This window comes from Ruegeria sp. HKCCSA071 (genome assembly GCF_017872555.1).
Taxonomy (GTDB): Bacteria; Pseudomonadota; Alphaproteobacteria; order Rhodobacterales; family Rhodobacteraceae; genus Ruegeria.
This window is the reverse complement of record NZ_JAEDOX010000019.1, coordinates 36832-48366: the sequence shown is the minus strand read 5'-3', so window position 1 is coordinate 48366 and position 11535 is coordinate 36832. Positions and strand designations below refer to the sequence as shown.

11 protein-coding genes are annotated in these 11535 nt (G+C 54.9%); 5 read left to right on the top strand and 6 right to left on the bottom strand.

Annotation, left to right across the window (positions count from 1 at the left end; genetic code table 11):
• Nucleotides 1–95 precede the first annotated feature (95 nt).
• Both I9188_RS19460 and I9188_RS19455 read right to left on the bottom strand, forming a co-directional pair.
• Nucleotides 96–377 (bottom strand): hypothetical protein, encoded by a 282-nt coding sequence (locus I9188_RS19460; RefSeq protein ID WP_209599724.1) that lies wholly within the window; start codon nucleotides 375–377, stop codon nucleotides 96–98.
• A gap of 207 nt (nucleotides 378–584) precedes the next feature.
• On the bottom strand, nucleotides 585–1013 hold the full coding sequence (locus I9188_RS19455; RefSeq protein WP_209506262.1) for a hypothetical protein: 429 nt from the start codon (nucleotides 1011–1013) through the stop codon (nucleotides 585–587).
• 315 nt (nucleotides 1014–1328) lie between these two features.
• Here I9188_RS19455 and I9188_RS19450 point away from each other — a divergent pair, with 315 nt between their 5' ends.
• Nucleotides 1329–1973 carry a hypothetical protein gene (locus I9188_RS19450; RefSeq protein ID WP_209506264.1) on the top strand — a complete coding sequence of 215 codons (645 nt, stop codon included), beginning with the start codon at nucleotides 1329–1331 and terminating at the stop codon, nucleotides 1971–1973.
• An 853-nt stretch (nucleotides 1974–2826) separates the two neighbouring features.
• Here the strand turns inward: I9188_RS19450 and I9188_RS19445 are convergent.
• Nucleotides 2827–3714 (bottom strand): LysR family transcriptional regulator, encoded by an 888-nt coding sequence (locus tag I9188_RS19445; protein ID WP_170442075.1) that lies wholly within the window; start codon nucleotides 3712–3714, stop codon nucleotides 2827–2829.
• Nucleotides 3715–3809: 95 nt separating this feature from the next.
• On the opposite strand from I9188_RS19445, the gene I9188_RS19440 reads away from it, so the two are divergent.
• On the top strand, nucleotides 3810–4040 hold the full coding sequence (locus I9188_RS19440) for a hypothetical protein (protein ID WP_209506266.1): 231 nt from the start codon (nucleotides 3810–3812) through the stop codon (nucleotides 4038–4040).
• 324 nt (nucleotides 4041–4364) lie between these two features.
• Here I9188_RS19440 and I9188_RS19435 read toward each other — a convergent pair whose 3' ends face one another.
• From I9188_RS19435 to I9188_RS19425, 3 genes are all read right to left on the bottom strand, one after another.
• Nucleotides 4365–6059, bottom strand: coding sequence for an alkaline phosphatase family protein (locus I9188_RS19435; protein ID WP_209506268.1), 1695 nt, complete (start codon nucleotides 6057–6059; stop codon nucleotides 4365–4367).
• Between the two features lie 167 nt (nucleotides 6060–6226).
• Nucleotides 6227–6859, bottom strand: a complete 633-nt coding sequence (locus I9188_RS19430) for a tyrosine-type recombinase/integrase (protein ID WP_209506271.1) — start codon at nucleotides 6857–6859, stop codon at nucleotides 6227–6229.
• A gap of 269 nt (nucleotides 6860–7128) precedes the next feature.
• Nucleotides 7129–8487, bottom strand: coding sequence for an adenylate cyclase (locus I9188_RS19425; protein WP_209599723.1), 1359 nt, complete (start codon nucleotides 8485–8487; stop codon nucleotides 7129–7131).
• A gap of 118 nt (nucleotides 8488–8605) precedes the next feature.
• Here I9188_RS19425 and I9188_RS19420 point away from each other — a divergent pair, with 118 nt between their 5' ends.
• The 3 genes from I9188_RS19420 to I9188_RS19410 all read left to right on the top strand — a co-directional run bounded on the left by I9188_RS19420 (nucleotide 8606) and on the right by I9188_RS19410 (nucleotide 11324).
• Nucleotides 8606–8848, top strand: a complete 243-nt coding sequence (locus I9188_RS19420; RefSeq protein WP_209506275.1) for a hypothetical protein — start codon at nucleotides 8606–8608, stop codon at nucleotides 8846–8848.
• 21 nt (nucleotides 8849–8869) lie between these two features.
• Nucleotides 8870–10510: a sulfatase-like hydrolase/transferase gene (locus tag I9188_RS19415; RefSeq protein ID WP_209506277.1), complete on the top strand. Its 1641-nt coding sequence runs from the start codon at nucleotides 8870–8872 to the stop codon at nucleotides 10508–10510.
• 67 nt (nucleotides 10511–10577) lie between these two features.
• Nucleotides 10578–11324 (top strand): hypothetical protein, encoded by a 747-nt coding sequence (locus tag I9188_RS19410; protein ID WP_209506279.1) that lies wholly within the window; start codon nucleotides 10578–10580, stop codon nucleotides 11322–11324.
• Nucleotides 11325–11535: the final 211 nt, after the last annotated feature.

Sequence of the window (11535 nt, the reverse complement as noted above, 5' to 3'; positions counted from 1 at the left end):
GAGACTTGGGGAAGAAGGGCTCAAGACGCGCCATCTGCGCATCCGTCAGCCAGAAAAGATCAGACATGGTCACCGCTCGTTTTTCGAACCGTGAATCACGCCGCAATGCGGAAATCAATGGGTCCTGACCCTAACGAGACATTGCTGGCAAACAGGACCGCACTGCAAATGAAGTGGCGACCTTTTTTCACTGGCTCACCCGCATCGTTTACGATGACGTAAGTTGATGGCTTTTTTACGACTGACCAGCTTCCATACTTGGCCACCCTTTCGCTTTTGGGCGTGGCAGGATCGGCCAAACTCTCCGAAGTGATCCAGCCTGCTAGCAGCACTAAAGAAACAAAAACGGCAAAGCACCTCAAAGCTAGTATTATCATTTTGATATCCCCTTCGCTTGTCTAACAGCCGAGGCATTAATCTGCTTGTTGGATTGACGCTTTGTCCGCATCACTGATCTTCGCCTTAGTCTGCCAAGTGGTAACTCTAAGCCTGACGCAAAGGCAAAAATTCATTCCCAGCGAACTACTTAGCAAGGGAAAAGTCTCCATCAGCTGTACCTCTTCCATCGGCTTTGAATTCAGCTCTTACCCGAATTTTTTTCCGCACTTGTCAAAGGTCCAAACCTCAGACCAGTGACCTTGCTTTAGCTTTCTCGCTGATGTGAAGACGACTTTCTGCTGCACAGCCACTACCTTGGTATCGATAAGCTTAGCGGTTTCGCAGGAGGCGGGTTTCTGAATGTGTGCGATGGTCGCCGCCATCTCCCAAGACTGGACGGCTAGTGCGGGTGAAAACTTTGTGTACGAATTTCCTGGCAAAGCTTCTTCAATTTCCGCCAGTTGTTGCTCTAGTGACTTTGCCGGTGCAGGCGTAGGGACCAATGTCGACAAAACGAAAATCAAAAGTGCTCCGAGCACAACTTTGGTCAAATTGATAAACCCGTGACCACCTTGAACGCCGGAAGATTTGGACGGTTTATTTTCTCGGATAAGTGCGAATACCGATTGGTGCATGGCGCTCCTCCTCCACTACTATCGTGCAAAAGTAGCGGATGACGTCTCAGCGGCATTGATCTCAGTCAAAAAACACCTTGGAATCTAATTTGTGCAGACTGCGGAACGACCGCTGCGAGCCCAAAGGCGGCATTCGATCTCGCTGACGGTTTTGTTAGCAGGAGTCGCAAAGAAGTATCGAGCATTGTCCTGTGTCAATGTAGCAAAAACCAAGCTTTGTTAGATTGTGCACGATGGTTTCAACGATTGAAGGTTCAGGGATAGCCAAAGGGAGCAGGACTTTTGAATATCAGCCGATACAGATTTTCGTGTTTAATGCTATCCGCGCTGTTCTTAGGACTTTTTGTTTTTGCGAGCGCAGCAGCCGCAAACATAGCGACCGCAGGATCAGCGATAAGCGCAACCTCTTCGTTTAAGAACCCAAAGGGATGTAAAAATTCACGCGCTTTGGCACGAGCGTTTAGTGCCGTTCAAGCCTGCGCACAGCGTTTCAGCCCAACGCATGATTTCGTCATTTTACTGCTGGAAAAAAGGTATCGATCCAATGCAAGTTCTGATACCGCGAAGGAAAAGGCTGTCAAAGCCACGGTCAAGAAGTACACCTCTGACCTGCGGAAAGCCAATGCGAATTCTCCCGGACAAAAGCTCTTGGAGTTCCTTTCATCAGACTCTTTGCCAAATGCGAAGCTAACGGGCGGTGCTGATTTTTGCACGCTTTCGAATGCCGTCATAGTCGACCGACGCGTTCCGAAATACGTTGGTGAAGAATTTAGAATTTGGATCGAAACACGAGTCTGTGCTCGGTTTGATGGCTCTACAAATACGGTTCAGTTGGTAGAGTTGCGTGCAACCGAGAGGTTTCGAGCAAATACCGACGGAGCTCTAGCAATAGAGCGCTTCAAATATCTCACGCCATCTGTAACTGCCGGGCAGGCCTACAAGACGCTGAGACTTTACTGATCTGCAATTTCTTCTTTCGCAACCAAATCTGCTAAGAACCAGATAACTGTAAATTGTGTTCCGAAGCGGCAACCAAGAGTGGCCGTCCGCAATGTCCCGCGTAGCGGTCACTCAGACAGAACCCGGCAAACGGCTGCTCTGAGCCAACCCCGTGAATTCGATTTTCTCGCTGCGTGCGCACGCGGCACGAATTCTTCTGCACCGACATAATTTCTCGCGCTGCGGTGCGGCTCGAAAACCGGTCGTTGGCCACCGGGCGCAGCATTTATCCGGAAGCGAATTCACAGATTCGCGGACTTTCCGGACTCGTGCAGGTGCGGCGTGTGCTCGTGCAAAAATCCCTCGCGATTGCAGCACGCCTTTCGCTGCGCTGCAGCCCTTTTCGCCGAAGCGGTCATTGAAACCTGCGAAGATGCGCCAAATCCATACCGACCATTCGCTGCGTGCTGCCCGAACTGGTAGGGAGCGGACAGACCCGCCCTTCGCTCACGCGGCTATTGCTGAGGCAGCATCCGTTCGCATTCGCAGCGGCGATCCTGCCGCGCAACAGCATAGGTCGCCGAAGCGGTCATTCCCAAGCGGTTTCAGGGGCATCGTCTTAACCGCACCTTCGCTGTATGGGTCTCGGACTCGAAAGACGCGGACCGAGCGGTCGTCTGCCTCGGTTGAGTTTATAACCGCAGTTAGCCGGAAGCGGACGTGACCAACGGGAATTTTCGTTTGAGGGAGCGTATGCAGGCTAGCCGGAGAGCGGTCGTTCGAAGCGCAATTCGAAGACAGTCGGTTTGCGGGTGAAAACGCAATCGGTGTGATTAACCGCCCCAATTCACTATTCCGGTTTCACGGGAAGCTTCTACCTGAAAATGGCAGCATAGCGGGGCGCGAAGAATTTCGCGAAGGCCTTTACTTCGGGGCGACTATAAGCCTCTGGCGCAATCAGCATCAAATGCTCCGAGTTCATCTCCTCGAGCGGCGCAAAGCATTGAATGAGCGTGTCATCGCTTTCGGCAAGTTTCACGTTTATGATGCCAAGGCCATGACCCGACCGGATGGCGGCATGCATCAGGTCCAGCTCGGAATAGGTTTGCCTGATCTGATCAGGTTCCGCATAGCGGATCAGCCAATCGTGAAAGGCTGACGGCACACCTTCACGTAGGAAGCTGACAAACGTATGGTTGAACAAGTCTTCTACCGAGGTCGGCAACCCGTGTTTTTCGGCGTATGAATGGGATCCGAAAAGCGCGTAACGCGCGGTGCTTATCTTGCGGCAGATGAGGTCCGGATGGGGAGGGCTTCTTGTCACGCGCAGTGCTATGTCCGCTTCGCCAGCCGATAAATCCAGGACTTCGACGCTGGGCAGGAATTCGAAGCTGACATCGGGGCGGAGCAAAGAGAACTCGTTGAAGATCGTTGCGATCCGGGGCGAGAAGTTGCCGGAATAGGCCGTGATCCGGATCGGCCTGGTGCTGCGCAGCGTTTCAACCGTCTGGGCCAGGCAGGTTGCCGCCGCTTCGATTTCTTCCGCGTTCCGCAGGATCGCTCGTGCTGTTTCGGTCGGCCGGAAGCCGCGCGTGTCCCGCTCGAACAGGGTTACGCCTAGCTCATGCTCAAGCGCCTCAATGCGGCGCGCAACGGTTGGCTGGGCCATGCCGAGCTGGCGCGAGGCAGCCAAGGTGGACCCCGCGCGCACGACGGCAAGAAAGACCCTGATTTCTGACCAGCTCCGGAGTACGCTCTTCATTTTTGTAGAATAGCACATCGCCGCAGCCGATACCGGGAAAATCGTGCAGCCGCTACAGTGGGAGCACCTTCACAGCAGCAGGAAAGGCCCGAGAGATGAACGCATTCATGACCAGCGCCCGCACAGTCCCGCCGCTTCAAAAGGCTCTTGGCTTCATCCAGCGTGTATTCCACTTCGCCCCGCGCCCCCGCCCTGAGGAAACGCAGCCCGATGACGCCCGGGCCCGGCGGGAATTCATCTGGGAGGTTCTTTCCCGCAACCCGGACGCCTTCTCCAGCGATGCCGATGTCCAAAGTATGATGAGTATGTATCCCGGCAGGTTCTGACTAGTTCGGGGCCGACCTTGAGCGCTAATCCCCGTCCGCTCTAGACCGTCGAATGGCCGCTATCGGGCCGGTCGCGCCGATCCGTAATGCCCAACCGCCTTCGCCTCGCAAAGTCAGAAAGCTACGGGTCGCTGCCACCCGAGCCGAACGCAGCATCATGCACTTCGGGCTCATTCCGCAAGTTTGCCGCGCCCAGCTTGAATGGCTGACCTCAGAGATTGAGGCCGTTCGCCTGGTCGGGCTTGGGCTAGCAGTGAGCGGACTTAGCGGTCGCCTGGAAGCCCCACGGACTTAACGCTGATGTCACTCGGTCCCGCCTAGGAACTACTGCCCCAAGACCTCCAGTAAGACTTCTCCCGCCGCACCGGACGGAGGCCGAGTTTCTGCCACGGAAGCCAGAGTCATAGCTACATCAACGGTGTGAACACGCCGCGATACTCGTTGTGGATCCAGCCCATAGCCAGCAAACAGGATCGGTACGAACGTGTCGTAGCGCCAAGGCGATCCGTGGGTGACTGTCACCGACAATCCATCCATGTCGTTGATGAACCATTCCGGCTTGAACACGAGGTAGATATCCCCGGAGCGATCCGGATGATAGTTATTCAAGACCGCGCGCATCAGTGCATTGTCCGGGAGCGAGCCTTCGCGTAGGCGCGAACTGGGCACAGCATAGGCCACCCCCTCAAAGGCGACCAACTCATCGGCAATCGCAGTTTCAAGCGCAACTCTGTCGATGCCAGGATCTTGGCGAATAGCCTCGGACAGGGTCAGATAGGGGTGGTCGTAGCCCTCGAACAATGGACCGCTCAGGCCAAAGCGCTCCTTGATCCGAGCCACAGCCGGGGCGGTGTCCCATTCGTCGGGTGTCACGTAGCCCCCGGGCATTCCGATCGACTCGAGGTACCCGGGCGCTTCGGGCGCGCCATGATCCGACGAAAGCACGATCAGAGTGTTCTCCAGACCGATCTCGGCATCGACATAGGCGAACAGGTCGGCAAGCGTACGATCGAGTTGTAGCAGGTTGTCCTCGGCCTCGAGGCTCGACGGGCCGAAGAAATGTCCGACGTAATCCGTGACCGAGAAGCTGACCGCAAGGAAATCGGTCACGTCGTCGTCGCCAAGGTCTTCGGCATCGATGACGGTTTTGGCAAAATCGGCCGTCATTCGGTCCCCGAACGGGCTGAGCGTGAGGAGCGTTGTGAAATACTTATCGTCAACCGTTCCAAGCGGGTGCGGGAAGGTGCGCCCGAAGCCTGCAAAATCCGGCTCCCAGGGTTGGTCGTCCCGATCGCTGAACAGGTAGGTGTCGATGGGGTTGAGCAATTCCCATGACTGCCCGCTGAAGCTTTGCGGCAGCCCCTTGGCGTTCCAATCCTCGACCCAAGTCGGATAGGCATCGTAGTAGTAGCTGCTCGTCACGAACTGTCCGGCGGACTTCGAGAACCAGAACGCCTTGCCTACATGGCCAGCCATCGCGACCGCCCCGCGATCCTTGATAGAGACACCGAACACTTTCGCGCGTCCTGCAGTGGCGAGAGCCAATTCGTCTCCAAAGGTCGATGTGAGGATTGTGCGGGGCGATCGACCGTCACTAGTCGCAGCCCGCTGGGTCGGGTCGATTTCGGTGGAGTCGTCAACGTCCGCACCGCTCGTGAGGATCGAGTAATCGGGGTCCTCAATGTTATAGACGGTCCGCCCTTGCGACCGGTCGTACCAGAGATTGCCGACCATCCCATGCGCCGCGGGGTTCGCGCCCGTCGCCAGCGTCGTGTGGCCGACGATTGTTTCGGTGTTCGCGTGGGTGTGGTGCGCGTTATCGTAGTGAATCCCCTCTTCAAGAAGATATCTGAACCCGCCTGCGCCAAACTGGTCCAAGTGCCTTCTCGGGAGGTCGCCTCTCAACTGGTCCACAGTGATTTGAAGGATCAGTCGTGGGCTGTCCTGAGCCTCCAAGGCAACGGGGAACATGCCCATAGCGATCACAAAAAAACCTGCGGTCTTTGTAAAAACAGCCATAAAAATCTCCAATCGTCTTAAAAGATATTATGTGTCGCTCCTTCAGGGCAAACAACCGCGAAACGAAGGAGCAGTGACTGCATTGGGCTCGAACCGAACCACTGCCGCGGTGCGACCGTAGGTCTGGTCTGGATTGGCGAACGGCAAGTGCCGCCCGCCAACATGGTTCAAATGTCGATTTGCTCGGCGATGCTCAGCGCATCTTCAAGTTCAACACCAAGATACCTGACAGTGCTGTCGACCTTTGTGTGTCCGAGCAACAGTTGAACCGCCCTGAGATTTCCGGTTTTGCGGTAGATCTCCGCCGCCTTGGTCCGGCGCAGCGAATGGGTGCCGTAGCCGCTGGGTTCCAACCCAATCGCAGAAACCCAATCCCGCACAAGTCGGCCATATTGGCGGGATGAGATATGTGGGCGGTCATGAAACCGGCTGGGAAACATGAAACGGCAGCCGATCATTTCCGGCGACTTGATCCATGCGGCAATGGTATCCCGCGTGTTTTCAGAGAGTTCGAACTGAACGGGTCGTCGGGTTTTGCTCTGGATCACAGACCCCCTCTCGCGAACGCGGTCATTTCTGACCAAATCGCTGACGGACAGTTTCTCCAAGTCGCATCCGCGAAGCTTGCTATCAATCGCCACGTTGAACAGCGTGAGATCACGCAGATTCCTGGCCAATTCGAGCCGCGCGCGGATTGCCCACACTTGTTTCGGCAACAGCGGCCTTTTCCGGCCGACGATCCGACCCTTGTTCCAGGTTCGTCGTTTCGGGGTGACTGCGGGAAGTTGGACTCTTGGCATATTGGGTCCTCCAATCCTCCCGCCAAGCCCAGACATCAGCACCGCGCTGACACCTGAATTTTACTGTTGGTTTGAATGGCCGTTGTCCGATTGCTTGTTATCCGAGAAACGCTGTGGGTGCATTGGGCTGGTCTGAGCCCGAAGTGTCGCATGCTGCGCGATGTCCGAAACACGTGAATGCACATGAAGAGGGCATGGTACAGTTGCCGAGCATTCGGCCTCAATGACATTGAGAGAAACTCTACCGGCCGAAATTCGAAATTACGCTCCTAACTTGGTGGCTTCCAATTGGCTTGCCTCATAGCTTCACCAAGGTCTTCCCCATATTTCGGATTTGCAAAAAGCTTCTTAAACAGCGCATCCACGCGACTGTCAGGCCACTCGTGAGAGAGTTGTTCCGATAGAGCCTGAGCTTCAGCCTTATTCCCCAACATCTGATGTGACGCCATTAGGTAAGCAACGGATACAGGCCCTACAGGGCCGCCTTTTTCCATTGCTCGTTCAAAGGCTGACACGGCACCTGCATAGTCCTTCAGATGGAACTTTGCTGACCCCATCGCATTCTGAAACACATAACCCCGATCTAGCTCGATTTTTGAGAGCGAGTCCTCGCTAATTGTTACGACTTGTTCAAATGAACCGGAATAGAGCAGGACTAGCGACACGAACTCCAACACATGTACGTCGTGTGGTGCCAAACGCTGTGCTCTTTGCGCAAATTCTATGGCCTCAGGCCAGTTTCCCATAGCAAACTTGACCCAAGCCATTGCGGACTGGCTCCAACCCGTTTCCGGGGCCAACTCGATGGCCCTGTTGGCCTGAGCGTCGGCGTAGTTCAACATTTCGTTGGCTAGGTCGGCATCGGATGTCAACACAGCAATTGTCGCAGCGACCTGCGCAGCGCCTGCATGGCCGCCGAAATAGCTGTCGTCGTTTTCAATTGCCCCCTTGAATATGGTTAAGGCCGCGTCAAGACGCGCAGGTTCCAAGGCCGGAAAGATTAGATCACGACCAGTATTGGCCAGATTTACAGCCTGAAGACGCATTGGAGATGCATCGAAAATGGCGCTGCGCTCGTCACGACTCAGGTCATCGGTCGGCGAGCCGACTGGATCCGCTAGTTTTGTCGATAGCAACACAACAGCAACTACAATACAGGCTAGTGCGAAGAGGCCGACAACTCCAACGAACGGGCGACGCCAAGTGTTTGCTCTGATTTTCAGCCCAAACGGAGGAGGTTGAAGCGTCTCGGGCGACCTGACTAGAATCTTAGGAGCGTAGCCGCCCTTTGGCAGGTCGAATATCGTGCCCTCTTCGAGACCATCTCCGGCATAGAATTCGGTAAGCTTGCGACGCAAGCGGCCGGCATCGACCCGAACGACGTTTTCACGGCGCGACATCTCTGAAGGGGTCCCACCATAAACATCCATTGCGATGGTCTTGGCACGAATATCGTCAGCTCGACCGCTAAGCGATTCTTCGACCACATACACCAGAAAGTCCTGCAATCGCTGCGAACCTGCGAAAGTTGAAGACCTGACAAGCCGCTGAAGTGCCGCCCGCACATCTTTGGGAGCAGGCGACCCGCTCTCATTCAATGCAGTAGATGTGTCTTTGTTTAAATCCATATTTTCAGTAAGTTACGCATTAGATTACACCGTATTATGCCCCGATAAACCTTTTGTGAGAAGTGAATTCGGCGAAAACTCAGCGAAGTCTGCTGATCCATCGAATGAGTCATCGCCATTGGAACGTTACGCCTTTGATACCCTGTTTCCCGATCACCAATCCGAAATTGCGGATTTACGGCGCGCGGATACGGAATTCGATGAGATCTGCCGCGACTATCAGCTTCTTTGTGACGAGTTTCTGCCAGTGAACACAGAGCCGGGAAGCCACTCGTACCAATTCGCCTGCGATGTCCGCGATACCCTGGATGGTCTTCGGGATGAAATCGTCCAATCGCTGCGGCGCGCAGGAAAGATCTAATCCATAGGGGAAGGGATACCGATGAGATCACTACTGAAACATGCCTCAGCCATGGTGCTGATGGCTGGCGCGGGTTTTGCCCAAGATGCGCCCATCATCCATGATGGAGAGTTTGAGTTCCTTCGCGCACAGTTTGGCGCGCAATGGGATGCGCAGGACATCGAGATCGAGGCGAAACTTGCCGATATCCGCGACGCCAATGGCGGTCAGCCGCCCAATTTTCTATACATATTGATCGACGATGTCAGCTTCGGTCAAATGGGTAACCGGACGATGAACTACGTCACCGGTTTCGATACGCCCAACATCAACGACTTTGCCGCGGAAGGCATGTCCTTGATGAGGATGTATACTGAGCCATCCTGCACACCGACACGAACTGCGATGTTGACCGGTCGTCATCCGGTGCGCGCCGGCGTTGAAGAGGTCAAAGTTGCGCTGGTTGGCGAAGGTCTTGCAGCTGAAGAAGTCACGATTGCCGAGATCCTGAAGGAAGAAGGATACAACACTGCGCATGTTGGGAAATGGCACCAGGGCGATATTGAGCAGGCCTTTCCGCACAATCAGGGGTTTGACTGGGCCGCATTCCCTTTGCATCAGCAAGTACAACTCAGCCTGATGACACGGGATGCGATGGTTGCCAACAATATGCTTGGCTTCCATCCGTCCGGACAGTCCAACCAATTCCAGCTGGATGGGCGATTCAAGCCCTACGGTCTGGTAACCGGCGTTGAAGGGGAAGTAGGCGGCTTGGCTCGCGAAGTCGACATGGCGCCGGGCGAAGAATGGACACAGGCCAAATACGAAGAAATGAACCTGCGCTATCAGAGTCAGGCACTGGAACAGCTAGACCGCCTCGCCTCGCAGGACGACCCATTCTTTATGCAATACTGGCCACTCTATCCGCTGAATTTTGCTTATCCGGATCAAGCCGTTTCCCGCAATGGTGGCTTCCATGCCGACAAGTTGCAGGTTCTGGACGGCTGGATCGGTGAGGTTCTGGCCAAACTGGATGAAACCGGCAAGGCAGATAATACCGTCGTTATGATCATGGCTGACAATGGTTTGATGTATCACTACGAAGGGACATCGGGCTTAAACCAGCTGATCTATCGCGGCGGCAAGACACAGCACCTTGAAGGCGGTGTGAGAACTGACGCGTTCATCCGGTGGCCCGGCGCGATAGAGGCGGGCAGTGCAGCAGGTGACATCGTTCATGTCTCAGATCTGTTTTCCACCTTTGCCCGGCTCGCAGGCGCGACAGACCACATTCCACGCGACCGTGTCATTGATGGCATCGACCAGACGGCTCTATTGCTTGAGGGAGAAGGCAACTCGCGCCGCGACTATGTCTATGTGTATGAAGGGCCGGTTTTGCGCTCGGTCGTGAAGCAAGAGTTCAAGATGCATCTGCCAGCTCCCGGTCAGCCTGGTGCTGCGGCCCCTGTCTTCAATGTCTATCGCGATCCCCGTGAAGAACATCCGCTTGTCGGGTATTCGCTGTGGTCCGGGGCGTCTTTCCAGGACATGGTAAAGCGTCATCAGAAAACCATTGCAAAGCACCCGCATCTGCCGTTGGGCAAGGGTGTACCGTATGAAGGTATTGAGAATCTTCGTCCCGAAAGCGAGTTGACCCGAGAAGTCTTCTCCAGCTGGCAATGATGAAGGTAGACGGCGGCGAGAACCTGTCGCCGTCTAACCTGACCATCCAACCTCTCTTAGGTGTCTGATGTCACGCATCTTCCATTGTCTTGTTCCTCTGATCTATGCACTGCTCGTGGTAGGCTCTGCAGCAGAAGCTGAGGAAAACGCGTCAAATCCATTGGCTGCGGTTAACAATACCGACATTCGATATCAGTATTTTGATTTGGGAGGGGGTGCAGACCGTCAGGATGCCTTTGTCGACGGTGCATACATGTTACGCCCCGATCTAAAACTAAAATACGAGCTCCACTACAATTCAACGAATGCGACTGGCGAAAGGTTCGACGGGTTCGAAAAGACCAGCTTCAAGCTGATCTACTTTCCCTCACAGAAACCCTTGAATGACACCTGGAGCGTGAAGTCTGCACTTGGTTTGGAGTGGATCCTCGATTTTGGTGACCCCGACGAAGGCATCGGCACCGGGTCGGATCAGATAGCCCCATTTGGTGGGTTCGCTTTTGCAAACACTAATACTGGGCTGACTCTGATCCCTCTGGTCCAGCACTTTGCTTCATACAATGGTTCGACCGATGTCAGCCAGACTGCGATGCGCCTGATTGCGCTTCAGCCATTTGGTGACGGGTATTGGGTCAAAGCAGATATCAAAGCACCATACGATTGGGAAAATGACGCCTGGTCCGCGACCGCCGAATTCCAGATCGGAGAGAACCTGAGCCTCGGAGTAGCCCTCTATGCAGATGCGCTGATCGGGATTGGTGCTGATCGCGCCTACGACCAAGGCGCCGGGATCGGTCTTAGGTTCAACTACTAAGTGCCGCCAAACTGCCAAAATGCAAGGAACTGCGATGCTCCAACTCAGATTAATTTGCGCCCTCGTATTTCTGACCGGCGTATTATCTATGCCCGGGCTTTCCCGTGCTCAGTCTCTACCTGCGCCAGGTCAAAACGAAACAGGCTGGCGGCATGGAGCCTCATTCTATCTGTTCACACCCCTAAGAACCACAGGTACGTCAACCGTGGCT